Origin of the sequence: Ruegeria sp. TM1040, assembly GCF_000014065.1 — a bacterium.
GTDB lineage: Bacteria > Pseudomonadota > Alphaproteobacteria > Rhodobacterales > Rhodobacteraceae > Epibacterium.
Window position 1 is genome coordinate 97,085 of the sequence record NC_008044.1, and the last position, 25,287, is coordinate 122,371.

The 25,287-nt window shown below is 61.6% G+C and carries 21 protein-coding genes; 12 read left to right on the forward strand and 9 right to left on the reverse strand.

Annotation, left to right across the window (positions count from 1 at the left end; all coding sequences use genetic code 11):
* Positions 1-25: 25 nt before the first annotated feature.
* Together TM1040_RS04760 and TM1040_RS04765 are read left to right on the forward strand one after the other, a co-directional pair.
* A complete protein-coding gene (locus TM1040_RS04760) occupies positions 26-1,459 on the forward strand; it encodes a M16 family metallopeptidase (RefSeq protein ID WP_011537463.1) in 1,434 nt (477 codons plus the stop codon).
* The gene (locus tag TM1040_RS04765; RefSeq protein ID WP_011537464.1) at positions 1,456-2,829 is read left to right on the forward strand and encodes a M16 family metallopeptidase; all 1,374 of its coding nucleotides are present in this window, start codon (positions 1,456-1,458) and stop codon (positions 2,827-2,829) included. Before TM1040_RS04760 ends, TM1040_RS04765 begins: the two co-directional genes overlap by 4 nt.
* Before the next feature lie 104 nt (positions 2,830-2,933).
* Here TM1040_RS04765 and TM1040_RS04770 read toward each other — a convergent pair whose 3' ends face one another.
* Together TM1040_RS04770 and deoC are read right to left on the reverse strand one after the other, a co-directional pair.
* The gene (locus TM1040_RS04770) at positions 2,934-5,276 is read right to left on the reverse strand and encodes an aldehyde dehydrogenase family protein (protein WP_011537465.1); all 2,343 of its coding nucleotides are present in this window, start codon (positions 5,274-5,276) and stop codon (positions 2,934-2,936) included.
* A gap of 10 nt (positions 5,277-5,286) precedes the next feature.
* Positions 5,287-6,342: a deoxyribose-phosphate aldolase gene (gene deoC, locus TM1040_RS04775; RefSeq protein ID WP_011537466.1), complete on the reverse strand. Its 1,056-nt coding sequence runs from the start codon at positions 6,340-6,342 to the stop codon at positions 5,287-5,289.
* A 210-nt stretch (positions 6,343-6,552) separates the two neighbouring features.
* Between deoC and TM1040_RS04780 the strand changes: the two genes are divergently transcribed.
* The 8 genes from TM1040_RS04780 to TM1040_RS04815 all read left to right on the forward strand — a co-directional run bounded on the left by TM1040_RS04780 (position 6,553) and on the right by TM1040_RS04815 (position 15,465).
* Entirely contained in the window at positions 6,553-7,515 is a 963-nt protein-coding gene (locus tag TM1040_RS04780; RefSeq protein ID WP_011537467.1) for a metal ABC transporter solute-binding protein, Zn/Mn family, read from the forward strand.
* A 2-nt stretch (positions 7,516-7,517) separates the two neighbouring features.
* Positions 7,518-8,321, forward strand: coding sequence for a metal ABC transporter ATP-binding protein (locus tag TM1040_RS04785; protein ID WP_044026637.1), 804 nt, complete (start codon positions 7,518-7,520; stop codon positions 8,319-8,321).
* A gap of 31 nt (positions 8,322-8,352) precedes the next feature.
* Positions 8,353-9,555: a metal ABC transporter permease gene (locus TM1040_RS04790; protein ID WP_011537469.1), complete on the forward strand. Its 1,203-nt coding sequence runs from the start codon at positions 8,353-8,355 to the stop codon at positions 9,553-9,555.
* Entirely contained in the window at positions 9,556-10,482 is a 927-nt protein-coding gene (locus tag TM1040_RS04795; protein WP_011537470.1) for a metal ABC transporter permease, read from the forward strand.
* Between the two features lie 90 nt (positions 10,483-10,572).
* The gene (gene mutL, locus TM1040_RS04800) at positions 10,573-12,507 is read left to right on the forward strand and encodes a DNA mismatch repair endonuclease MutL (protein ID WP_011537471.1); all 1,935 of its coding nucleotides are present in this window, start codon (positions 10,573-10,575) and stop codon (positions 12,505-12,507) included.
* A gap of 10 nt (positions 12,508-12,517) precedes the next feature.
* A complete protein-coding gene (locus tag TM1040_RS04805) occupies positions 12,518-13,753 on the forward strand; it encodes a DNA recombination protein RmuC (RefSeq protein WP_011537472.1) in 1,236 nt (411 codons plus the stop codon).
* The gene (locus TM1040_RS04810; RefSeq protein WP_011537473.1) at positions 13,750-15,063 is read left to right on the forward strand and encodes an adenylate/guanylate cyclase domain-containing protein; all 1,314 of its coding nucleotides are present in this window, start codon (positions 13,750-13,752) and stop codon (positions 15,061-15,063) included. The genes TM1040_RS04805 and TM1040_RS04810 overlap by 4 nt, the downstream gene beginning before the upstream one ends.
* Before the next feature lie 78 nt (positions 15,064-15,141).
* Complete coding sequence (locus TM1040_RS04815; RefSeq protein WP_011537474.1) at positions 15,142-15,465, forward strand: DUF3775 domain-containing protein; 324 nt, start codon at positions 15,142-15,144, stop codon at positions 15,463-15,465.
* Positions 15,466-15,547: 82 nt separating this feature from the next.
* On the opposite strand, the gene TM1040_RS04820 is transcribed toward TM1040_RS04815, so the two are convergent.
* From TM1040_RS04820 to TM1040_RS04850, 7 genes are all read right to left on the reverse strand, one after another.
* On the reverse strand, positions 15,548-16,690 hold the full coding sequence (locus TM1040_RS04820; protein WP_011537475.1) for a saccharopine dehydrogenase family protein: 1,143 nt from the start codon (positions 16,688-16,690) through the stop codon (positions 15,548-15,550).
* Positions 16,691-16,719: 29 nt separating this feature from the next.
* Positions 16,720-17,772 carry a saccharopine dehydrogenase gene (locus tag TM1040_RS04825; RefSeq protein WP_011537476.1) on the reverse strand — a complete coding sequence of 351 codons (1,053 nt, stop codon included), beginning with the start codon at positions 17,770-17,772 and terminating at the stop codon, positions 16,720-16,722.
* Positions 17,773-17,783: 11 nt separating this feature from the next.
* A complete protein-coding gene (locus TM1040_RS04830) occupies positions 17,784-18,398 on the reverse strand; it encodes a glutathione S-transferase family protein (RefSeq protein WP_011537477.1) in 615 nt (204 codons plus the stop codon).
* 20 nt (positions 18,399-18,418) lie between these two features.
* Positions 18,419-19,075 (reverse strand): histidine phosphatase family protein, encoded by a 657-nt coding sequence (locus TM1040_RS04835; protein WP_011537478.1) that lies wholly within the window; start codon positions 19,073-19,075, stop codon positions 18,419-18,421.
* 113 nt (positions 19,076-19,188) lie between these two features.
* Entirely contained in the window at positions 19,189-19,416 is a 228-nt protein-coding gene (locus TM1040_RS04840; protein WP_011537479.1) for a WGR domain-containing protein, read from the reverse strand.
* A gap of 88 nt (positions 19,417-19,504) precedes the next feature.
* Positions 19,505-20,224: a response regulator transcription factor gene (locus TM1040_RS04845; protein ID WP_011537480.1), complete on the reverse strand. Its 720-nt coding sequence runs from the start codon at positions 20,222-20,224 to the stop codon at positions 19,505-19,507.
* Positions 20,217-22,121 (reverse strand): hybrid sensor histidine kinase/response regulator, encoded by a 1,905-nt coding sequence (locus TM1040_RS04850; RefSeq protein WP_011537481.1) that lies wholly within the window; start codon positions 22,119-22,121, stop codon positions 20,217-20,219. Before TM1040_RS04850 ends, TM1040_RS04845 begins: the two co-directional genes overlap by 8 nt.
* A gap of 305 nt (positions 22,122-22,426) precedes the next feature.
* Here TM1040_RS04850 and TM1040_RS04855 point away from each other — a divergent pair, with 305 nt between their 5' ends.
* Both TM1040_RS04855 and TM1040_RS04860 read left to right on the forward strand, forming a co-directional pair.
* Positions 22,427-24,367: an AMP-binding protein gene (locus TM1040_RS04855; RefSeq protein WP_044026975.1), complete on the forward strand. Its 1,941-nt coding sequence runs from the start codon at positions 22,427-22,429 to the stop codon at positions 24,365-24,367.
* Between the two features lie 84 nt (positions 24,368-24,451).
* On the forward strand, positions 24,452-25,270 hold the full coding sequence (locus tag TM1040_RS04860; protein ID WP_011537483.1) for an ABC transporter ATP-binding protein: 819 nt from the start codon (positions 24,452-24,454) through the stop codon (positions 25,268-25,270).
* Positions 25,271-25,287: the final 17 nt, after the last annotated feature.

A 25,287-nucleotide genomic window follows, 5' to 3' on the forward strand; every position in this document is an offset into this window, starting at 1 on the left:
GGTACCGATCTGGAGGATAGGACACATGACAACTGAGGCAGCAATCCTGTCGGGGCTTCGGGCCAGCTGGCGGTCTGCGCTTTGTGCCGTCGTGATGGCGACAGGACTTGGCGCGCCGGGTCTTATGGCGCAGGAGACGTCCGTGGATGGGGCAGGGGCCGCGCAAACCTCGCAAAGCGGCGCCGAGATGGTCACAACCTTCACACTTGAAAATGGCATGATGGTGGTCGTGGTCGAAGACCATCGCGCCCCTGTGGTGCAGCATATGGTCTGGTACCGTGCCGGTTCTGCAGATGAGCCAGTCGGTCAGAGCGGTGTTGCGCATTTTCTCGAACATCTGTTGTTCAAAGGGACCGACACGCTGGAGGCGGGCGAGCTTTCGGCGACGGTCGCGCGCAATGGCGGGCGCGACAATGCGTTCACCAGCTATGACTACACCGCGTATTTTCAGCGCGTGGCTGCCGACCGGCTTGAGCTGATGATGCAGATGGAAGCGGACCGGATGCGCAATCTGCGCCTCACCGAGACCGACATCGTGACCGAGCGCGAGGTGATCCTAGAGGAGCGCAATCAGCGCACCGACAATGATCCAACGGCCCTGTTTCGAGAGCAGATGCGCGCGGTGCAATATCTCAACCATCGCTATGGCCAGCCGGTGATTGGCTGGCGGCATGAGATGGAGACCCTGTCGATGGAGGACGCGCTGTCCTACTACGGCACATATTATGCGCCAAACAATGCCATCCTTGTGGTGTCGGGCGATGTGCAACCCGAGGCGGTCCGCAAGCTGGCCGAGACCTATTACGGCGTGATCCCGGCCAACCCAGATCTGCCCGAGCGGCTGCGCAGCGAGGAGCCCCCCCAAACCGCGGCGCGTCGGCTGACCTTTGCCGACCCCCGGGTGTCTCAGCCTTATGTGCAGCGGTCTTATCTGGCGCCCGAACGTGACAGTGGCAGTCAGGAAAAAGCGGCGGCGCTTTATCTGCTCTCGCAGCTTCTGGGCGGGGGCAGCACGTCTTATCTCGCCAATGCGCTCCAGTTCGAGCAGCAGGTGGCGGTTTATACGGCAGCCTTCTATTCTGGGGTGTCGCTGGATGACACCACGTTTGATTTTGTGATTGTGCCTGCCGATGGCGTCACGCTGGACGAGGCCGAGGCCGCGCTGGATCGCAGCGTTGCGCAGTTTCTTGAGGCTGGCGTTGATACCGCACAGCTCGACCGGATCAAGCTGCAGCTGCGCGCCTCGGAGATTTATGCCCGCGATGACGTCGATCGGATTGCCAACCGCTATGGTCGCGCGTTGACCTCCGGGCTGACGGTTGAGGACGTGCAGGACTGGCCACGGGTGCTGCAATCCATCACTGAAGACGAGATCATCGCCGTCGCGCGCGAGGTCTTGCGCCCGCAAGCCTCGGTCACCGGATACCTGATCCAAAGCCCGCAGGAGGTCGCCCAATGAGCCGCTTCAAGACAGCCCGACGTGCGCGTGCTTTTGACATGCGTCCCGTGAAACGCGCCCTGATGGCGCTATGCCTCGGGTTTGCACTAATGTTCGCTGCGCAGATGGCGCGGGCGGAGATTGACATCAAGGAAGTGACCTCGCCTGGCGGCATCAAGGCTTGGCTGGTCGAAGATCACAGTATCCCCTTCGCGGCGCTGGAACTGCGGTTCCGGGGCGGCACCTCGCTGGATGCGCCCGGAAAACGCGGGGCCGTGCATCTGATGGGCGGGCTCCTCGAAGAGGGGGCAGGGGAGCTGCGTGCGCAGGACTATGCCCGCGCGCTTGAGGCCCTTGCTGCAGATTTTTCCTATGACGCGGACAAGGACACGGTTTCAATTTCTGCAAGTTTCCTCAGCGAGAACCGGGATGACGTGATGGAGCTCTTGCGCCAGACCATTCAGGAACCACGGTTTGATCAGGACGCTTTGGATCGGGTGCGTGCGCAGGTGCTTGTGGGCTTGCGTTCGGACCAGACCGACCCAAATGCGATTGCGGGCAAGACCTTTGCCCAGCAGGCCTTTGGCGATCATCCCTATGGCAGCGATGGCAAAGGCACCATCGAGAGTGTCTCGGCGCTCACGCGTCAGGATATGTTTGCCGCGCATGAGGCAGTGTTTGCCCGCGATCGGCTTTATGTGAGCGCGGTGGGCGACATCACCCCCGAAGCCTTGGGGGCGTTGCTCGACGAGCTTTTGGGCGATCTCCCTGCCGAGGGTGCGCCGATGCCCGGTCCGGCAGAAGTCCTGTTGACCGGGGGGACCACCGTGGTTCCCTTTGCAACGCCGCAATCGGTGGCGCTCTTTGGGCAGAAGGGTATGGATCGAAACGATCCCGACTTCTTTGCCGCTTATGTGCTTAACCAGATTTTGGGCGGTGGGTCGTTTGAAACCCGCCTGATGCAAGAGGTACGCACCAAGCGGGGCCTCACCTACGGTGTCTATAGCTATCTGGTGCCGCGGGATCTGGCTGCCACCTACATGGGCTCATTTGCCTCTGCCAATGAGAAAATGGCCGAAGCGGTGGGCGTGGTGCGCGATCAGTGGCAGGCTCTGGTCGAGAGCGGTGTCACGGAGGCGGAGTTGCAGGACGCCAAGACCTATCTGACGGGTGCCTATCCCCTGCGGTTCAATGGTAACAGCCAGATTGCATCGATCCTTGTGGCGATGCAGATGGACGGGCTTTCGACCGATTACGTGGTGACCCGCAACCAGAAGGTCGAGGCGGTGACGCTTGAGGATGTGAACCGGGTCGCCAAAGAGCTGCTTGATCCCGAAGGGCTGCGATTTGTGGTCGTCGGAGAGCCCGAGGGGCTGAGTTCTACGGATTAAGTCTCTGCACGTGGTTTGAAATCGAATGCGGCGCGGTCCCAGGTGGGGCCGCGCCGCTTTGGTTTTGTGGTGGTCTCAGGGAAGGCCCGGAGCCCCACCGTTGATCACTCGCCGTAGGGGATCCAGACGGTCTTGACCTCTGTCGCGGCCTGCAAGAAGCGCTTTGACTGATCGCGCGACCAATCGAAGGCGTGGCCGTTGTTGACCCAGGTGCGCTTGAGGTTCCCGGCAGAAGCGGCCTCGATCATCTTGGAGAGGTCGCTGGAAGAGAAACTCCAGACCGCGTCGATATCGAGGTGCTTGGCCATTGTGTCACCGAGGTCCTTGTGCGGGCCGGTGAGGATATTGACCACGCCAGCGGGCACATCAGAGGTTTCGAGCACCTGATAAAGATCCGTAGCCGCCAGAGGAAAGGCCTCTGAGGCCGCGAGCACCACGCGGTTGCCCATGGCAATGGCGGGGGCCATGGCCGAGACGAGCCCCAGGAGCGGCGCCTCATCGGCGCAGAGGACGCCAATGGTGCCCACGGGTTCTTTCATGCCAAGAGCCACGCCACGGATCGGCACGCCATGGGCGAGACCGTCGTATTTGTCGGCCCAGGCTGCGGCAGAGAAGAGGCGTTGCAGCGACGCCTCGACCTCTGCGGCGCCCTCTCCTTTGCCGGTCATTGCGTCAATGCGGGCCGCAAACTCCCCCGCGCGAGCGGCGAGGTTCTCGGCCAGATAATAAAGGATCTGCGCGCGTAGATGGCCGGTGGTCTTGGCCCAGCCCTTGGCCGCATTAGCGGCCTCGACGGCATTTCTGACATCCTTGCGGCTGCCAAGGCCGACGTGGCCCAATAGGTCGCCTTTGGGGCCATACACGGGTTTGGAATAGCCGCTGTCGGGGCGCGCTTGCTTGCCGCCGACAAACATCTTCGCGGTGCGGTCAATCCCTTCCGGGGTCGCGCTTTTGGCGTTGCCTTCAAAGGCCACAACCGGCTGGAGCGCCTCAGACTGTGCCTTGGGCTTGGTATAGGCCATCAGGCCCTCAACTCCGCCCTCGCGGCCAAAGCCGCTCTCGCGCACGCCGCCAAAGGGGGCAGCGGCATCAAACATATTGGTTCCATTGACCCAGACCACGCCGGCAACGAGCTTGGGTGCGACATCCAGCGCGAGGTTCACATTCTCTGTCCAGAGCGTCGCTGCAAGCCCGTAGCGGGTGTTGTTTGCGAGCTCCACAGCCTCTGCTGGGGTGCGGAAGGTGGTAGAGACCAGAACCGGGCCAAAGATCTCTTCCTGCATCAAGGGATCAGAGGGCGAGAGGCCCTCGATCAGGGTCGGCGGGAAGAAACAGCCCTTTGCGGGCATGTTGACTGCCGATTGATGCACGGTGCAGTTTGTGGCCGAGGCCACCAGACGGCTGATCTCGGCGTGTTGAACGGGGTCGACCACAGCGCCGATGTCGATGCATTTGTCGAGCGGATCGCCCAGACGCAGGGTTTTCATCCGTGCGCGCAGTTTCTGGTGGAACCGCTCAGAGACGCCCTCTTGCACCAAGAGCCGGGAGCCCGCGCAGCAGACCTGCCCCTGATTGAACCAGATCGCATCCACGAGGCCTTCGATGGCGCTATCAAGATCAGCGTCGTCAAAGACGATGTAGGGGCTTTTGCCGCCAAGCTCGAGCGTCAGCGCCTTGCCGGACCCTGCAGTGGCTTCGCGGATCTTGCGCCCCACCGAAGTGGAGCCGGTAAAGGCGATCTTGTCGACCTCTGCATTGACGATCATCTCGCCCACGGCCCCGTCGCCGGTTACGATATTCACGACCCCTTTGGGCAGGCCCGCCTGACGGCAGATGTCGGCAAAGAGCAGCGCGGTGAGCGAGGTATATTCGGCGGGTTTCAGCACCACCGTGTTACCCATGGCGAGTGCAGGCGCGACCTTCCACGCGAGCATCAAGAGCGGGAAATTCCACGGGATGATCTGACCGCAAACGCCAAGTGCGGCGCGGTCGCTCATCTCGTCATCCATCAGCTGCGCGTGGCCCGCGTGGTGGTAGAAATGGCGCTGGACCAGCGGCACGTCGATATCGCGGCTCTCGCGGATCGGTTTGCCGTTGTCGAGCGTCTCTAGCACCGCAAAGAGGCGGCTGTGTTTCTGCAGGAGGCGGGCGATGGCATAGAGGTATGTGGCGCGACCGGAACCGCCCATCGCGGCCCAGCCTTCTTGCGCGGCGCGGGCGGCTTTGACAGCCGCATCAATGTCCTTTTGCGTGGCTTGTGTCAGCTCTGCCAGAACCTCGCCGGTTGCGGGGTTCTTGCTCTCGAACACTGTGCCGGGGGCGGTGAAATCACCGTTGATGAAGTGACCAAACTGGCTGCCCTGGTCGACCAACCAAGCAAGGGCTTCTGCGGCATTTTCCGGGGCGGGGCCATAGTCCATGGTCTCGAAGATCTCTTTGATTGTCATATCTTGGTCCTCACGCCATCGGGTGGCGGTAGCCAGCGGAATAGGCGCCGGTCACATGGTGTTCGAGCTGGCGTTCGATGTCGCCCAGAAGGCTGGACGCGCCAAAGCGGAACAGGTCCGGCTGCAGCCAGCGGTTGCCAAGTTCCTCTTTCATGAGGCTGAGGTACACCAGCGCGTCTTTGGCCTTGGAGATGCCACCAGCGGGCTTGTAGCCCACATGAAAGCCGGTGCGCTCGTAATACTCGCGAATGGCGCGGATCATCACCAACGAGACGGGCAGGGTGGCGTTGACGCTCTCTTTGCCAGTGGACGTCTTGATGAAGTCGGCACCCGCCATCATGCAGATCATCGAGGCGCGGGCGACATTGCGCAGAGTGCCAAGCTCGCCAGTGGCGAGGATCGCCTTGACGTGGGCATCTCCGCAGGCCTCGCGGAAGGCTTTCATCTCGTCATAAAGCGCCTGCCAGTCCCCCGAGAGCACATGGCGGCGCGAGATCACAATGTCGATTTCCTTGGCGCCGGCCCGCACGCTTTCGCGGATTTCCTCGAGCCGCAGGTGGAAGGGCGACAGCCCCGCCGGAAAGCCCGTAGAGACGGCGGCAACCGGGATATGGGTGCCATGCAGCGCGCGCACGGCGGCGGGGATCATGTCGTGATAGACACAGACGGCTCCGGTCGTGATCCCGTCGATGCCAAGTGCCGAGAGAATATCCGCTCGCACCGGCTGGCGCGCCTTGGCGCAGAGACGGCGCACGCGGGCCTCGGTATCATCGCCCGAGAGCGTGGTGAGATCGATGAGGCTGATCGCCTTCAAGAGCCAAGCGGCCTGATAGTCCTTCTTGACCGAGCGCCGACCCGGCAGGCTCGCGCAGCGGCGTTCAATCGCGGAGGTATTGGCCTCCAGGCTCAGGGCCCAGTCGAGATCAAGCGCGATACCCGGATTGCGGGGCAGGTCGCTGTGTTCATGGTCCTGCGTGGCGGCTGCGGTCGGCTTGGCCTTGGCGGAGGGTTTGGCAGCGGAGGTCTTCGGCGGCTGCGTGCCGTCTTCTGCGGTTTGGCTGTCCATTTTCGGGAGTCCTCGAACGTTTCGCCCCAAAATCGCACGCGATCCCGCTTTGATGCAAGGTTTCCCCGAGGTTTTCCTGTCCAATTTTTTACCAAAAGGACAAAAAACGAAGTTATGTGAGAATAATTCTCATTTTCATTGACGAAGTTGCGAAGCGTTCTCATATTGACCGGGAGAGAAGCGAGAATCTTGCGGACAGGGAGCACATACATGTTGAACCGACGTCATACGCTTTTGGGGCTTGGGGCTGTCGCGGCTTTGGCTGCGACACCGGTCGTTGCCACAGAAGGGCGGCTCGATGTTGTGGCGACCACGGGCATGATCGCGGATGCTGCGCGTCAGATTGGCGGCGCGGATGTAGAGGTCACGGCGCTGATGGGTGCGGGGGTCGACCCGCACGCCTATCGCCAGACCCGCAGCGACATCGCGGCGATGACCCGCGCGGATCTGGTCCTGTGGCATGGCCTCTATCTCGAGGCGCAGATGGAGGACTTCTTTCACGGTTTGGCCCGCAAGCGCGAGGTCGTGGCGGTGGCGGAGGCCATGCCCAAGGATCTTTTGCGGGGTCACGACGACTATGCGGATAAGTTCGACCCGCACGTCTGGATGAGCCCCGAGCTGTGGAAGCATGTCGTGCGAGAGGTGGCGCGCGCGCTCACGGCTGCGCGTCCCGCGCTTGCGGATCGTTTTGCCGCCAACCTTGAGCGCCACCTTGGCGAGCTAGATCGGCTGTCAGATTACGGACGGCGTGTTGTGTCCGGCGTTCCGCAGGAAAACCGCGTGCTGGTCACCGCGCATGACGCCTTTGGATATTTTGGTCGTGACTACGGGTTTGAGGTGATGGGCCTGCAGGGCATCTCCACCCAATCCGAGGCGGGGCTGAACCGGATAGGCGCCTTGGTCGACACCCTGGTGGAGCGCCAGATCAAGGCCGTTTTTGTAGAGACCTCTGTTGCGGATCGTTCCATGCGGGCGCTGATCGAAGGGGCGGCGGCCAAAGGGCATGCAGTTGCGATTGGCGGCGAGCTCTTCTCGGACGCGATGGGGGCGGATGGCACCTATGAGGCGACCTATGTGGGCATGCTCGACCATAACTTTACCACCATTGCCGGCGCTTTGGGCGCAGAGGTGCCTGGGGCTGGGATGGACGGCAAGCTTGGGGCTGGGCACTGATGATGCAGCTCTCATTGGCCAGCCATAATGGCCAGACCGCACCGGATACGCAGTGGGATCAAAGTCCGCTCGCCATTCGTGGTCTGACTGTCAGCTACGGTGAAAAGCCTGCGGTGTTTTCGGTCGACATGACAGTTGAGCCGGGCCAGATGACTGCGATTATCGGGCCAAATGGAGCAGGGAAATCTACCCTTCTGAAGGCCGCGCTGGGCATTGTGCCGCCCGTGTCCGGCCGCGTGCAGGTGTTTGGTCGCCCGCTCGATCATCAACGCGCGCGGATCGCCTATGTGCCACAACGCGCATCAGTTGATTGGGATTTCCCAACCCGGGTGATCGACGTGGTGATGATGGGGCTCTATCGCGAGTTGGGGCTTTTGGGGCGCATCCGGGGGACCCACCACAAGATCGCGAGAGACTGTCTGGAGCGCGTCGGGATGAGCGAATTTGCCACCCGTCAGATCGGGCAGCTTTCGGGCGGCCAGCAGCAGCGCGTGTTCCTCGCGCGCGCCCTGGCACAGGGCGCAGACCTCTATTTGCTGGACGAGCCCTTTGCAGGCGTGGATGCGGCCACGGAAAAAGCCATCATTGGCGTCCTCAAGGCTCTGCGGGCCGAGGGCAAGACCGTGGTGGTGGTGCATCATGATCTGGCGACGGTAGGGGACTATTTCGACAATGTGTTCCTGATCAACACCCGCAAGGTGGCAGAAGGACCGGTTGCCGAGGCCTTCACCGCGGAGAATTTGCAGACGGCTTATGGTGGGCGGTTGGCCACGGCGCAGATCGAACAGATCGCGCGGCCTCTGTGAACCCTGAACAGGTCGGAAAGGCAAGCAGAGCATGTTGATTGACGCGCTGTTCCTGCAGTTGGGCTATAACGCGACCTTGGTTGCGATCGGCGCGGCGCTCTTGGGCGCAGCTTCGGGTATCACTGGCACCTTCCTGTTCTTGCGCAAGCGGGCGCTGGTGTCGGATGCGGTGAGCCACGCGACCTTGCCGGGTGTTTGCGTGGCATTTCTGATCCTTGTGGCTCTGGGTGGAGACGGTCGCAGCCTTGCGGCGCTGCTCGTTGGCTCGGCTGTTTCAGCGGGGATCGGGCTTTGGTGCATGAACTGGCTCACTCGAAACACCCGGTTGGCCGAAGACGCGGCGATTGGAGCGGTGTTGTCTGTGTTCTTTGGTTTTGGCGTGGTGCTTTTGACGGTTATCCAGACCCTTGGGGTTGGCCGTCAGGCAGGGCTTGAGGGGTTCCTGCTCGGCTCCACCGCTGGCATGCTCTACTCGGACGCGCTGGTGATCGCCTCAGGCGGAGCGGCGGTTTTGCTGGTGATCCTGCTGACGCGACGGCCCATGACGATGGTGGCATTTGATCCCGAATATGCGGCGGCACGCGGCTTGCCGGTCGACAAGATCGACCTGCTGATGATGGGTCTGGTGATGGCGGTCACGGTGGTTGGCCTCAAGGTGGTGGGGTTGATCCTGATTGTCGCACTGTTGATCATCCCGCCCGTGACCGCGCGGTTCTGGACCGAACGGGCCGACTATGTGGTGATCCTCGCGGGGGGGCTGGGCGCTGTTGCCGCCTACCTCGGCGCGGTGGTCTCGGCCTTGGCGCCGAACCTGCCCACGGGGCCGATCATCGTCTTGATGAGTTTTGCGCTTTTTGCGCTCTCGCTTCTGGTAGCGCCCAACCGAGGGGTGCTGGCGGCGGTGCTGCGTCACCGTCGGTTCCAGCGCCGCGTGCACATCCGGCAGGGGCTTTTGGCGCTTGCACAAGCGCAGACCATATATGAACCCCTGACTCTGCGGCTTTTGTCTCGGGCAGGTCTGGTGCGCGCAGACGGTGTGGCCACCAAGGCGGGACAGGCGCGCGCCGCCAAGGCGCTGCGCGATGAGCGCCGCTGGGACATCCTGCGCCGCGATCAGGCGCAAGAAGCGGCGGCGGCGCTCTATGATGGGCTGCGCGAAATCGAAACCGTGCTGACCCCGGATCAGATCGCGGAGATCGACCGCAAGATCGGCACCCCGAGGGAGGCCTTCTAGATGGGCAGCGAATTTGTCACCCTGTCGCTCACGCCGCTGCTGATCGGTATCTTTGCCGCAGTGGCCTGTGCGCTACCCGGCAACTTCCTGCTGTTGCGCAAACAGGCACTGATCGGGGATGCAATCAGCCATGTTGCCTTGCCGGGCATCGTCGTGGCCTTTTTGCTGACAGGTGCAATTTCGACCTGGCCGATGATGCTGGGGGCCGCCGGCGCGGCGGTGGTTGCGGTTGTGATGATCGAAGGGATCCGGCGTCTCGGGCGGATTGAGCCCGGCGCGGCAATGGGCGTTGTGTTCACCACGCTCTTTGCTGCGGGTGTGCTCTTGTTGGAGCAGAGCGATACGTCCTCTGTACATCTGGACGTCGAGCATGCGCTCTATGGCAACCTTGAGAGCCTGATCTGGCTGGATGGCACCGGATGGGGGTCACTTCTCGATCCGGAGGCGCTGGCGTATCTTCCCGTCGAGCTGCCGCGGATGGCGGCGACATTGGTTGTCGTGGCCGGGTTTATCGCGCTCTTCTGGCGGCCCCTGAACATTTCGACATTTGATGAAGGCTTTGCCCGAACCATGGGCCTACGCACCGATCTCTTGGGGCTTGCGCTTGTGATCATGGCGGCGATTGCAGCGGTGGCGGCGTTTGATGCGGTGGGGTCGATCATTGTGATCGCAATGTTTATCTGCCCGCCTGCGGCGGCGCGGATGATGACCAATCGACTGGAGATCCAGATCGCGTGGAGCGTTGTCTTTGCCACGCTCTCGGCCATTCTTGGCTATGTGCTGGCAGGCTATGGCCCGCTATGGATCGGCATGAACGACGCCGTGAGCGCGGCGGGCATGATTGCAACCGTTTCCGGTGTGATCCTCGCCCTCGCGGCGCTCTTTGGCCCCTGCCGCACCCGTGCGGGTGCGCCCTCGGGCGTCTAGGCGCGAAGCTCTATCGAGGGTCTGCAAGTGGCCATCCGCACGCGTATTGCGGGTGGCAGAATCGCGGGCTGGCATGCTAAATCTTGCGGCATGGCTACACTCGACCCCCAAATCAGCGAAAAACCACCGATTGAGGCGCCGGCCAAACCCGCGCGCCCCGTGATCCGGCAACTGGATGACGGCGCCATCAACCGCATTGCGGCTGGTGAGGTGGTCGAGCGTCCGGCCTCGGCCGTCAAGGAACTTGTGGAGAACGCCATCGACGCCGGTGCGACCCGCATCACGGTAGAGATCGCCGATGGTGGTAAGACGCTGATCCGGGTGATCGACAATGGCTGCGGGATGACACCAGAGGACCTGCCGTTGGCGCTGTCGCGTCATGCGACTTCCAAGATTGATGGCTCTGATCTGTTGAACATTCACACCTTTGGCTTTCGGGGCGAGGCGCTGCCGAGCCTTGGCGCGGTGGGGCGGCTGGCGATCACCAGCCGGGCCGAAGGACATGACGCAGCCCAGATCCGCGTGTCAGGCGGCCATATGGAGCCTGTGAGGCCCGCGGCGCTCCGGCAGGGTAGCATCGTGGAGCTGCGCGATTTGTTTTTTGCAACACCTGCGCGGCTCAAGTTCATGCGCACCGACCGGGCGGAAATGCAGGCGATCTCGGACACGGTCAAGCGGCTGGCGATGGCGGAGCCTTCAGTGGGCTTCACCTTGCGCGATGTCTCAGGTGGCGGAGAGGGCCGCGTGACCTTCCGCGCAGATCCCATGAACGGCGATCTCTTTGATGCGTTGCACGGTCGGCTGGCGCATGTCATCGGGCGTGAGTTCGCCGAGAACGCCCTGAAAATCGATGCCACGCGCGAGGGTATCCGGCTTTATGGCTATGCGGCCCTGCCGACCTATTCGCGCGGTGCGGCAGTGACGCAGTTCCTGTTTGTGAATGCGCGTCCGGTAAAGGACAAGATGCTCACAGGGGCGCTGCGGGCGGCCTATATGGATTTCCTCAGCCGGGATCGCCACCCGGCGGCGGCCCTCTTTATCGACTGTGACCCGACGCTGGTGGACGTGAACGTACATCCGGCAAAATCCGAGGTGCGCTTCCGTGATCCGGGGCTGGCGCGCGGGCTGATCGTCTCGGCGCTGCGCCACGCGCTCGCCGAGGCCGGCCATCGTGCCTCCAGCACCGTGGCGGGCGCGACCCTGGGGGCGATGCGACCGGAACAGCCGACTGCGACAGGGGCGCCGAGGGTGTATCAGATGGACCGGCCGTCCTTGGGCGCACGGCACAGCGCCTATGCGGCGCAGACCCCCGCTCAGCCGCAGGCACCGTCCTATGCTGCGCCGCCTCCCTCTGATGCGGTAGGGTTTGCAGAGTTCTCAGGCACTTACAGTGGCCGTCTGGTCGAAGAGACACCTCTTGAGGAGGCTCAGCCCCCCGCCGAGGATCAGCCCCTTGGCGCGGCACGCGGGCAGGTGCATGAGAATTATATCATCGCCCAGACCCGCGACGGGATGGTGATCGTCGATCAGCACGCCGCCCATGAACGGCTCGTTTATGAGCGGCTCAAACGTCAGTTGGCCGAAAATGGCGTCGCGACCCAAGGTCTGCTGATCCCAGAAATCATCGAACTCTCGGATGGGGATTGTGCGCGCCTGCTGGAAGTTGCCGAGGATCTTGCCAGGTTGGGACTGGGCATTGAGGCCTTTGGCGGCAGCGCCGTGGCTGTGCGAGAAACGCCCGCCATTCTGGGCGAGGTCAATGCCGAGGCTATGATCCGCGACATTCTGGATGAGCTGGCGGATCAGGGTGAGAGCCAGCTGGTGCAGGCGCGCCTTGAGGCAATCCTGTCGCGGGTGGCCTGTCATGGCTCGATCCGTTCCGGACGGCGCATGCGCGGCGAGGAAATGAACGCGCTCCTGCGGGAAATGGAACAGACGCCCCATTCCGGCCAGTGCAATCACGGCAGACCCACCTATGTGGAGCTCAAACTCGCGGATATCGAGCGCCTCTTTGGGCGCAGCTAAGGAAGATCTGATGGACGGCATGGAGATTGCCATCGCCAATATGAGCGCCGCAGGACCCGTCCTTTGGGCCGCCGGCGCAGGCATGCTTTTGGTGCTTGTGTTGCTGTTTCAATCGTGGCGCACGTCGGCGCGCACCGCCCGCGCACTGGAGCCCCTGAGCCAGCAGATGCACACGCTCGGGCATGTGGCGCAGCAGCTCTCTGCCGGGCAGGACGCCTTGCGCGGCAACTTGCAGACAGTGTCGGACACTCAGGCGCATGCGCAGATGCAGATCCTTCAGACCATGGAAGCGCGCCTTGGAGATGTGCAACAGCGGATGAACGACCGGCTGGCAGAAAACGCGATGAAACAGGCGCGCGCAATGTCCGAGATGCAGGAGCGCATGGCCGAGAGCCTGCACGGGAATGCCAAACGCACTGCTACCTCGCTCACCCAGTTGCAAGAACGGCTTGCGGTGATCGACAAGGCGCAGGACAATATCACGAAGCTCTCGGGCGATGTGCTTTCGCTGCAGGATATCCTGTCAAACAAGCAGACGCGGGGCGCCTTTGGTGAGATCCAGTTGAATGACATTGTCTCAAAGGCGCTGCCGAGCGATTCCTATGCATTCCAACACACGCTCTCCAATGGCAAACGCGCGGACTGCCTGATCCACTTGCCCAACCCGCCCGGGCCCATCGTGATCGACAGCAAGTTCCCGCTCGAGCCCTATGAAGCGCTGCGCGGCGCTGAAACCCAGGAGGCGCGCGCCCAAGCGGCCCGGCTCCTTAAGGGCGCGCTGCGCAAACATATCCGAGACATCGCAGAGAAATATATCCTCGAAGGGGAAACCGCCGACGGGGCGCTGATGTTTCTGCCTTCGGAGGCGGTCTATGCAGAGCTACACGCGAATTTCTCGGATGTGGTGCGCGAAGGGTTCTCGCTCAAGGTCTGGATCGTCTCGCCCACCACATGCATGGCGACGCTGAACACGATGCGGGCGATCCTGAAAGATGCCCGCATGCGCGAACAGGCGGGCGCCATTCGCCAGGAACTGGGTCTGCTGCACAAGGATGTTGAACGTCTCGGCGACCGGGTGGGCAATCTCGATCGGCATTTCGCGCAAGCCCAACGGGATATTTCCGATATCAAGATCAGCGCCGACAAGGCTGGGCGACGCGCCCAGCGGCTAGATAATTTTGACTTTGAGGACCTTAACCCAGAGAGCGTATCGCGGGTTGTTGCCCTGGAGCACCCGGGCGAATGAGACCTCTGCGCCACCGTCGCACCGCACCGGATGCGGCACTCTTGCGCGAAGCGGAGCTGCGGGCGGAGAAGGTTGTCTCGATCCTGCGGATTTTCGTCGCGCTTGGGCTCATGGTGGTCTTCTTCCTCGCGGTGGGCGAACCACCCGAGGAGATTGCTGATTTTCTGCGGGAACAGTGGATTTTCGCCGTCCTGTCGATGCTGTCCTACCTGCTCCTTGGGGTGTTCAGCCTGTGGCTTGCGCGCAGTGGGCGGTTTCGGCGCTGGATGATCTGGCCGGTGGTGACGCTGGATTGTCTGTTTATGCTGGTGAATGCCTGGGTGGGGCTTGAGAATATCTCCATGCCCGGAGCCCTAACATTCCTGTTGCCGCCGACCTGGCTGGTTCCCGTGGTGATGGCCTTCGCCGTTTTGCGGTTCAATCCTTATCTGCAGGCCTATTGTGTGGTGCTGATCGTTGCGGGTCTCGGGTATCTGAGTTTTGTGAGCGATGTGACGGTGTCACCCGACGCGATCAATCGCATCAAACATCTTGTGTCCGTGCCACCCAACATCGTGCGTCTGACCATGATCCTGCTTGCAGGCGTGGTTCTGGTGGTCGCGGCGGCGGCGCTTCGGGATCTTCTGCATCGAACCTTGATCGAGACGGAGAAGCGCCTGCTGCTGACCCGCTATCTGCCCGCTCGGTTGGCGGACCGTATTCAGGGCGAAACCCTTGCAGATGTGCGGCAGGAACAGCGGCAGGATATGGCTGTTATGTTTGTCGATATTCGCGGCTTTACCTCCTGGGCGGAGGGGCGCGATCCGGCCGAGGTTGGCGCCTTTGTCACCGAATATCGCATTCGGGTTCAGAAGGCGGCCCGCGAAACCGGCGGCATGGTCGATAAGTTTATCGGCGATGGCGCGATGCTGTTGTTTGATGGCGAGGCCGCTCCCCAACGGGCGCTTGAGTGCGCACAAAGGCTCTCGGAAGAAGTGCAGGATTGGTCTGAAACCCGGCTGAAGGCAGGGCGCAGCGCCGTGAGCGTGGGCATCGGGCTTCATTGGGGCGAGGTTTTCTCCGGTGTGGTCGGAGATGAAGACCGTCTGGAGTATACGGCCCTTGGTGATACCGTGAATATTGCCGCACGGCTTGAGCAAATGACCAAGGCCTGCGCGATGGAGATTATTGTCTCGGACGCAGTGCTTGCGGCGGCGGGGGAGCCCGCGCGCGAAGGTTGGATTGCGCTGGAGCCGGCACCATTGCGCGGGCGCAACCAGCCGCTCGCCCTCTTTGGACAGAAGGAACGCCCGCGCAGGGAGGCGTGCTGATTTGCTGTAGATCAAGGTCATCTGGCCTTCGGGCTGTCACTGTAAGCGGAGCAACAGCTTTGCAGGAGGACGCGCAAGATGACGGAGATTGCAAGCAACAAGGCAGAACAGGTGGCGTTGATGGCACGCGAGATCGAGCGGGCTGAGCCCGAGCTGCGCGCCTTCATTGCGGATATGAACGAAGATGAACAGGCCGAGCTGGTGGCCTTGGTCTGGACCGGGCGCGGTGTGTTTGAGGCCGAGGAATTCGAGCAGGCTGTTGAGACTGCCCGTCGTGAAAAGACGACTCCCACCGAGGATTACCTCCTGGCGACGCCGAACCTGGCTTATGACATCGAGGCGGGGCTTGAGGCGCTCGGTATTGATGTCACAGCGGCGGCTGAGGATGTGATGGGCCGCTAACGAATTGCGGTTGCATACAAAAAGCCCCGCCAGCGGGTGCTGGCGAGGCTATTGATAGTGTTTGCGCAGTAGGGGCGCGGCTTCAGGAGCGGTGGGACACCACCTGAAGGTGCTGCGCCAGTGCGCCGATGCGCCCCATCCAGCTGTCCACCAGCGCCGGATCGCTGGGCGCGGCGCTGACGCCGGGTGCGATCTTGCCGTTCATCGCGGCCTCAATGGCGTAGGACACCGGATAGGACACCAGACGCGCCATGGCGCTTCCGCGCTCGTCGCCCCATGCGTCCATCACATAGGTCTTGTGCCACTTGGTCTGGCCGTCTTTTTCCGCCTTGAGGTCCACACAGAGCACCACGCGATCCGGCTCGCCTTCGTCATAGGCGTTTTCGTCCCAGAACTGATCGGACATTTCCTTGAGGCGAGCATCGCCTTCGGGGCCTTCAAGCGTTTCGACTTCTTTGAAGACATCCGCCCAGGCCTCGGTCCAGCCATTCAGACGTAGGGTGCCGCGCACGAAGGTTTTGACCTTCCAGTCCTTGTCGAAGTGATACTGCTCCATGAACGGCAGACTGTCGCGGTTGGGATAAACCTCAAAGGTTTCGGGCGTCGCAAGCGGCGCGTCATAGCTCGAGATCGCATCCCAGGGGCGCGCCACGTCCAGAACCTCAAAATCGCGGATCGAGCGCGAGGGCGAGCGCAGGGCCTTCAGCACGCCGAGGGGCGACCAGCTGAACTTGTAGCGAAATGGGTTCGGGATCTTTGGGATGCCGCCGCAATAGGACAGAAAGCTGATCTCATTGTCCGCGTCGAAGGCCGGAGATTCCGCGTATTCAGCCACGAGGGCATGGGCCATCAGGTGATCGATGCCCGGATCAAGCCCGACCTCATTGACCAGCGCGACTCCGGCGTCTTTGGCCTTTTGGTCGAGGGCGCGCATCTCCGGCGAGATGTAGGAGGAGGACACAAAATGCGCCCCCTTGGAAATTGCGAGCTCGGCGAGTTCCACATGCCAGTCGCCGGGCAGCATGGAGACCACGACGTCCGCCGGGCTCAGAAGCTCCGAGAGGCGTGCAATGGAGAATTTGTGGATGTTGGTGGTCAGATCCCCAACAGCCTCGGCGGCTTTTTCGGGTGTGCGGTTCCAGACGGCGACGTCGTGACCCGCTTCGAGCAGGCGACGCAGGCCGGGAATGGCGGAGAGGCCGGTGCCGCACCAGTGAATAGTCATAGTTGTTCTCCTTGATCTGGGCAGGCTTTTCAGCCCGCCACATGTTCGTCAAAGACCGCCTTGGCCCGGCCCCAGACGCCCGCATCCAGATCGGACAGGGTCAGAAGGCTTGCCAGAAGCTGATCCGCGTAATCCTCGGAGCTTTCGGCAGGAAGCATCGAGGGGAGGTTGTCGATCGCCATTACGTCCAGGACTGGATCATTGGCAACACGTACAACCGGCGCATCCCATGTGGTTGCGCGGGAATAGACGGGGACGGGATTGTAATCGCTGTCCGGATCACAGGCTACATCCCCGATTGCGGTAAGGTTGCGCGCGGCCGTGAGCGCCTCTTTGGGCACAAAAACGGGCGTACCGGGGCGGGCAAAGATGCAGTTCAGGAACAGATCATGGTCGAGGATTTCCGGGAACGGTCCGCCGCTCGCGGTCTCGTTCATATCCCATTTGGTGACGGCAACACCCATCGCCTCGCAGAGATCCGCAGCGCCAGTGCCCACCCGACCCAGAGCGCCGATGACAATGGCCTTGGGACGGTCTGCACCGGTGGCGTCCAACTCGCGGCCGAGATCGGCCAGAAGCGCGTCCTTGTTCTTGTAGACCCCAACCGGCCCGCAGGTTTCGCCGCGCTGCTGTGCGGCCCAGGCCTTGAGCGTGACAGCAGCACCTGCATACCCGGCCCAATAGCCAAAGGCGGCGACCCTGCGGCCGGACGGATCCACCAGATACTCCAGATCATAAAGCGTCCCGCCGCCCTCGCGGAACCGGCGCAGCAGTTCCTTGCCGGAGTGCTGGCCTTTGAAAGCGTGACCAAACATGATGTGGCGATGGGGCAGTGGGGTGCCGTCGTCGGGCAGCTCCTTGAGGCCAAAGATGATGGCGTCACGCGGCGCATCGGGCCAGGCGTTTTCTGGCGCAATTTCGCAGCCTGCATCGATGTAGCCCTGAAGCGGGATGGCGCGGCTGCTGCTTTCTTCGACGGTAACGCGAATACCCGCTTCCAGAAGCGCCTTGGCCCCTGCAGGCGTCAGCCCCACGCGATCCTCGTTCAGGCGCTGTTCGGCCCGGACCCAGAGATGTGTCATAGTCTTGTTCCTTAAAGCATATCTTTGGCGCGCACAGTCTTGACGCTGTCGCGCGCGTCCATCGCCTCGATGAAGGCTCTGAGTTTTGGAAAACCTGCCAGCTTCACGCCGTCACCCTCGAGCCAGGTGCAGACCACATAGAGGTAGAAATCTGCTAGGCAGGGGGTGTCGCCGAGCACAAAAGGCCCGCGCAGCCCGTGGTTGCAGATGTACTCGCAAGAGGCGGCCATGGTCTCGGGCACCTTGCGTGCCATGTCCTTGAAGGAGGCGGGGTTGGAGGCCCAGCGGCTGCCCCGCATCTTGTGGGCGTGGTTCACATGCATGGTGGAGGCGAGGTAGAACATCACCTCGCGCATGCGCGCCTGAAGGACCGGATCCGACGGTCGCAGATCGGCGTCGGGTGCGAGGTCCGCGATAAATTCCAGGAGCGCACCGGTCTCGGTCAGGATGCCGCCCTCAACCGCCAGTGCGGGCACCCGGCCCTTGGGGTTGATCTGATGATAGGCGCGCGTGGTCTGCTGTTTCTCGGCAAAGTCGATCTTGACCGCCTCATAGGCGAGACCCGCCTCCTCGAGCGCGATGGCGACGGCGACTGAAATGGTGTTCGGGGCATAATAGAGTTGCATGTCGGACTCCTGGGCGGATCTCAGAGATGGGTGCGCGCATACTGGCGATCGGGGGCTTGGAGATGCGGGACACCGTTGAACAGCACTGGCGCATAGGTGCCGCCGATGTTGTGCAGACGGTGCAGCGAGGTGTTCATGATCGCAAGCGCGATGCGTGCTGTGGCGGCAGTATCCAATCCAAGGCACTGACGCATCACCATGGAAATCAACCCGCCGGAGGTGACCACCAGAGCAGGGCCTTCGCCTTCTGAGATCTCTGCCAAGGCGGCTTTGGTGCGGGTTTCAAAGTCGCGCCAGCTTTCGGGAGGGGTATCGATACAGTCTGCTTCCCACGCGGCAAAAACCTTTGGCAGATGGGCGACAAAGCCCTCACGCTCCTTGGGAATGGCCAGCCCGTGCTGAGCTTCCATCGCCTGTGCAAGCGTAAAGTATTCCATTTCGTTGAGGCGGGGATCACGGATGATATCACCTGCGTCGAACCCCATGGCGCGGGCGGTTTCCTCGTGCCGGGTCAGGGTACCACAATAGACGCGTGCGTAATGGTCTTTGCAGTCGCGCAGATGGTCGCCGAGCCATTGCGCTTGCTGATGGCCAAGGGGGCTCAGCTTGTCGTAGCTGGCTTCATCCCGTGCCGCGGTATTGGCCTGGCCGTGACGGACCAGTGTGATTTCTGACATGCGCGCCTCTTTGATCCCGTTGCAGAAGTACTAGGGGAGGGGCGTCCGGGTTGAAAGGGCCAAACTGCGGATGTTTGTTCCAAGGCGGGTCTGGCGCAGTTATCCTGTGCAGCTCAGGCGCGGTCGTAGCCACGTTTCAGCATCCGGTGACGGTGCCGATCCGCTGCGACAGAGGCGTCGCGCAGGTTGCCGAAGATATGGATTGTCGAGCACCCTTTCCCGCCTTTGACCCCCCACTCACGCAGGAGGGACACCTCATCAAAAAGGTTCATCGCCAACTCGATCCGGTAAAACCGGGCGGGGCGGCTTTCAGAGTGATTATAGAGCAGACAGGTCGCCATCCGGTTTTTCTACGCCAGCCGAATCACCGCTGCAAGAGCCCAAAACGCGCCTGTTGTCCGCCGAGGGTTTGGTCTCGTGCAGCAGAGTTCAACGCCAGCTCACATCCCCTAGAAAGATATATCCAGCGCCGTAGATCGTCTTGATCAGGCGCGGGTTTTTAGGATCTTCGCGCAGCTTGGTGCGCAGGCGTGAAATACGTACATCCATCGCACGATCAAAGCTGTCACCGGCTCCGCCGCCGAGCCGTTCCATCATCTGCGCGCGGGAGATCAGCCGCTTGGGGCTTTCCAGAAAGAGGCGCAGGACTTCGCCTTCGGCATGCGAAAACGCGGTCTCCTCGCCATTCTCATCCTCAAGTGCGTAGCGGTCAAAATGTGCGGTCCAGCCGGAAAACTCTGCCCGATCCCCCGTGTCGGGTTGCCCACCGCGCGAGGTGTCACGCAGGCGCACGCGGATGCGCGCGACCACTTCTGCCGGGTCAAAGGGTTTGGTGATGTAGTCGTCCGCCCCCAGTTCCAGCCCCGTGACTCGATCCTGGACCTGTGCACGCCCCGAGATGATGATCACGCTTGCGCCCTGCTCAAGTGCCAGCCGGTGTACCAGCGCCAAACCATCGGTATCTGGCAGCGACAGGTCCACAAGGCAGACATCGGGAGTCACCCGCTTGAGCGCGGCCTCGAAATCGCGGGCGCGTGAAAAGCTCTGGGTGCGATACCCGGCATCCTCCAGCGTCTCGGTCAGCAGCTGGCGGATTTCGGGCTCGTCATCGAGAATGGTGACAAGCGGAGAGGCATTGGCATCAGGCATGGTCGGCCTTTTGTTGCAGGAGCGCCATCAGATGCGCGCTTTCAAAGGGTTTTGGCAAGAGTGGCGCCAGAGTGAGGGCCGCGCGATAGAGCGGATCGGTATGCGGCAACGAGGTCATCAGTACCACGGGTGGCGCATCCGGCCCCAGCCGGGTGCAGAGATCGACGCCGGTGGCATCGCCTTCCAGTTTGATGTCCGACAGGATCAGTGCAATCCCTTCGACATCCGCCAAAAGCGCAACGGCCTCATCAACGCTGGTGGCCTCGATGACGGAGTATCCAAGATCCATCAGCACCTGACGATAGGTCGCCCGAAGCGTGTCGCTGTCTTCGACCAGAAGGGCAATGCCGCCGGCCGCCATCGGCGCTGGGCGGTAGGGCAGGCGCAGCGTCACCATCGCGCCGGAGACGGTGTTGCTGATGCGGATGTCCCCCCCGGCGGATTTCACCATGTCATAGACCATCGACAACCCCAGCCCCGAGCCCTCTTGCCCCTTGGTGGTGAAAAACGGGTTGAGCGCATTCTCAAGCGCTTGCACTGAAAAGCCGGGGCCTGTGTCGCTTACGGAGAATTCGATCCAGGTCTGCCCGACCAGATGCGCGGCAACCGTGATCTGGCCGCTGGTGCCGCAGGCGTCGCGCGCATTCAAAATCAGGTTCAAAAGCGCGTCCTGCAGCCGCCCCGGATCCAAAAGGACCGGCCCCTCGCTTGTGTTGTCCAGCACGCTGAGACCGATGCCCTGTGGTAGTGACGGCGTGGCGAGGATCTTCATCTCGTCCAAGAGCGCGTGCAGGTCGGTGGCTTGCGGGCGCAGGCCACGGTGACTGGTCATTTCAGCCATCCGATCCAAGAGCCGCCCGCCGCGCCGCGCGGCTGACAGGGTGGCCTCCACGAGCTCGCCCGCGCCTTCGGGCAGGGTCATCCGATCAAGGCGTGTCTGCATTCCGAGGATGATGGTCAGAAGGTTGGAGAAATCATGCGCAAGCCCGCTGGTCATCTGCGCGGCGATCTCGCGCTTGCGGGCCTGTTGCAGGGCCACGCGGGTCTGGGTTTCCTCGGTCACATCCATCGACAGGATGAACACCCCGCCTTCGTTGTCGGGCGTAAACGCCACGCGCAGGCGGCGGCTGTCCTGATCCTCGGTGAACTCAAACACCGGGCTTTCACCCTGGTAGGCCGCCGAGAGGTGCGGTGCGATGCGGGCATAGGCGGCGGACCCGAGCGCCTCGGCAATATGCTGGCCGAGAATGTCGGAGGGGCGGCCGGGAAACACTTTGCTCAAACGTCCGTTGGTAAAGGTATAATGCCCGTCCGCATCCACATGCGCGATATGGGCGGGCATCATTTCGGTCGTGAGCCGGGTGCGGGCCTCGGTCTGCGTCAGCTGGCGCTGGGTCTCTTCAAGTGTGGTGATCGTGGCTGCAAGCTTTCGGTTGGTGGCCGAGAGCTCTTCTGTGTAGCTCATCACCTGATCCGAGAGCTCCTCGGAGCGGGCGCGGAGCAATTCTTCAACCCGCTTGGTGCGGGTGATGTCGGTGTAGACCGTGACCCAGCCCCCCTCCGGAAGAGGCGCGCCCTCGATCGAAATCACATGGCCATTGGCACGCTGGCGCTCGACGTAATGGGGCACAAAGGCGCGGGCCTGTTCCACCCGCAGCTGCACAAACGAATCGATGTCATCAATGGGGCCATAGTCGCCCTGTACCGCGATAAAGCGGATGGTGTCTTCGAACGTCGCGCCCTCTTGCACCAATTCGGGCGGCAGTGAAAACATTTCCTGAAAGCGATGGTTGCAGGCCGCAAGGCGCAGGTTGCGGTCGTAGATCGACATGGCCTGCGCAATGAGGTTCAGGCCTGCGTCGATCATCGCCATGCGTTGTGCCGTGTTCTGTTTCATACGTGCTCCCCGCCTCTTGGCTAACAGCTTGTGGCGCATTGGCAAAGTGGCTTGTGATTGCGCCCCTGAGGGTGGTCCGACAGGAATTGCAGATCGATCACCCGGGGCTGTTACAATTTGAAAGGTTTCAGAAATCATCGCGAAAAACTTGCTTTGTTACAAAGGAGCCGTCCTAATGCGGACATAAGGATCGCAGCCTGCACCTGTGGGTGAAGCGATCAATCCGGTCGAGGAGGACCGGATATGGGAGGAGTAAATACGTGTCTCAGACCGCTGCGCAGACATCGTCTGGCGCCGGGCAGCTTATGTCTGTTCCGGCCCTGCTGGAGAGAAACGCAACTGTCCATGCCAACCGCCCGGCCTACCGGGAAAAAGAGTTTGGCATCTGGCAAAGTTGGACCTGGAAAGAAACCGCCGAGGAAATCGAGGCGCTGGCGCTTGGGTTGATGAATCTTGGTGTGGCCGAGGGAGATTTCATTGCTATCATCGGACGCAACCGGCCATCGCTCTATTGGTCGATGGTGGCGGCACAGAGCGTCGGTGCAGTGCCGGTGCCGGTCTATCAGGACTCAAGTGCCGAGGAGATGGCCTATGTGCTGGATCACTGCGGTGCGGCCTATGTGATTGCGGGCGATCAGGAACAGGTCGACAAGGTGCTGGAGGTTCAGGACACGCTGACCAACCTCAAGCATATGATCTATGTGGACCCCAAGGGTCTGCGCAAATACGACCACCACCAGCTGCATCAATACAGCCACGTGCAGGAACAGGGCCGCGCCGCGCGCGATGAGCTCAGCTCGGATCTTGCGGCGCGTAAGGCGAAGCTCACGTATGATAGCACCTGCGTGATGCTCTATACGTCGGGCACCACGGGGCGCCCCAAGGGCGTTGTGCTGTCCAATCGCAACGTGATCGAGAGCGCCAAGAACGCCAGCACCTTTGACAAGCTCACCGAGAATGAAGACATCCTGTCCTACCTGCCAATGGCTTGGGTCGGGGATTTCATCTTCTCGCTGGGACAGTCCTACTGGTGCGGGTTCTGCGTCAATTGCCCCGAGAGCGAAGACACCATGATGACCGATCTGCGTGAGATCGGCCCAACTTATTTCTTTGCACCGCCGCGCGTGTTTGAGGGTCAGCTCACCAATGTGATGATCCGCATGGAAGACGCGGGTAAGCTCAAGCAGAAGATGTTTCATCACTTCTTGGCCCATGCCAAGAAAGTCGGCGGCCTGATCCTGGATGGCAAACCTGTCGGCATGATGGATCGCCTGAAGTATCGCCTTGGGGATCTCTTGGTTTACGGTCCCCTGAAGGATACGCTTGGCTATGGTCGCATTCGCGTCGGCTACACCGCCGGTGAGGCGATTGGACCGGAGATTTTTGATTTCTACCGCTCGCTGGGGATCAATCTCAAACAGCTTTATGGTCAGACAGAGGCCACGGTGTTCATTACTGTGCAGCCTGATGGCGAAGTGCGCGCGGATACGGTGGGCGTGCCCGCACCGGATGTGGAGATCAAGATCGACGACAAGGGTGAGATCCACTACCGCTCGCCGGGGACCTTTGTGGAATACTACAAGAATGCGGAATCCACCGCTTCGACAAAGGACGCCGAGGGCTGGGTCGCCACGGGTGATGCGGGCTTTATCGAGGAAAGCTCCGGCCATCTGCGGATCATCGACCGCGCCAAGGATGTCGGCAAAATGGCCAGCGGCGCGATGTTTGCGCCCAAGTACGTCGAGAACAAGCTGAAGTTCTATCCTGACATTCTCGAGGCCGTGCTATTTGGCAACGGCCGGGATCGCTGTGTGGCCTTTATCAACATCGACCTCACGGCGGTGGGCAACTGGGCAGAGCGCAACAATATTGCCTACGCCTCCTATCAGGAGCTCGCAGGCCACCCGCGCGTGCTGGAGACCATCCGCAACCATGTTGAGGCGGTGAATGTCTCAGTCGCGCAGGATGAGATGCTGTCTGGCTGTCAGGTGCATCGCTTCGTGGTGCTACACAAGGAGCTCGATGCCGATGATGGCGAGATGACCCGCACCCGCAAGGTGCGCCGTCGCATCGTCGAGGAGAAATTCGCCGACATTATTGCCGCGCTTTATGATGGTTCCGAGCAGATCTCGACCCGGACCGAAGTGACATATGAAGACGGTCGCAAAGGCGCGATCAGTGCAACGCTGACCTGTGTGGATGCGAAGGTGCAATCGCCCATGGCGCAGCAGGTGGCAGCGGAATGACGGCTCTGACGACGCTTGTGCAGGCTTGCTGCACATCGCCCCGCCCGCCGTCCCATCTGGCGCGAAATTCCAAAGGAGTGGCCCATGCTTGATGCGGCTGACAGCTATGTGACCGAGGATGGCCGCACCATTGGCGGCGTGGTCATGGAGATGAAAAACATCACCCTGCGCTTTGGCGGCGTCGTGGCGATCAAGGACATCTCTTTTGACATCCGCGAAGGTGAAATCCGTGCGATTATCGGCCCCAACGGGGCGGGTAAGTCCTCCATGCTGAACGTCATCTCGGGGTTCTATGTCCCCCAGGAGGGCGAAGTCTGGTTCCACGGCGCCAAGCGCCCGCCGATGAAACCTTATGAGGTGGCTCGGCAGGGCATTGCGCGGACGTTCCAGAACATCGCGCTGTTTGACGGTATGAGCGTGCTCGACAACGTGATGACGGGGCGGCTCAATTACATGAAGGCCGGCATGTTCCAGCAGGCTTTCTGGAAGGGACGCGCTGAAAAGGAAGAGGTCGAAAACCGCGAGGTCGTGGAAAAGATCATCGATTTCCTTGAAATTCAGGCGATCCGCAAAACGCCCGTCGCCCGTCTGCCCTACGGTTTGAAAAAACGCGTCGAGCTTGCGCGCGCCCTGGCGGCCGAGCCGAAGCTGTTGCTTTTGGACGAGCCGATGGCCGGTATGAACGTCGAGGAAAAGGAGGACATGTCCCGCTTTATTCTCGATGTGAACGACGAGTTTGGCACAACCATCGCCCTGATCGAACACGACATGGGCGTTGTGATGGATCTCTCGGATCGCGTGGTGGTGATGGATTACGGCAAGAAGATTGGTGACGGCACCCCGGACGAAGTGCGCAACAATCAAGACGTTATCGACGCCTATCTGGGAGTCTCCCATGACTGATTTCTTCCGCGCAACTG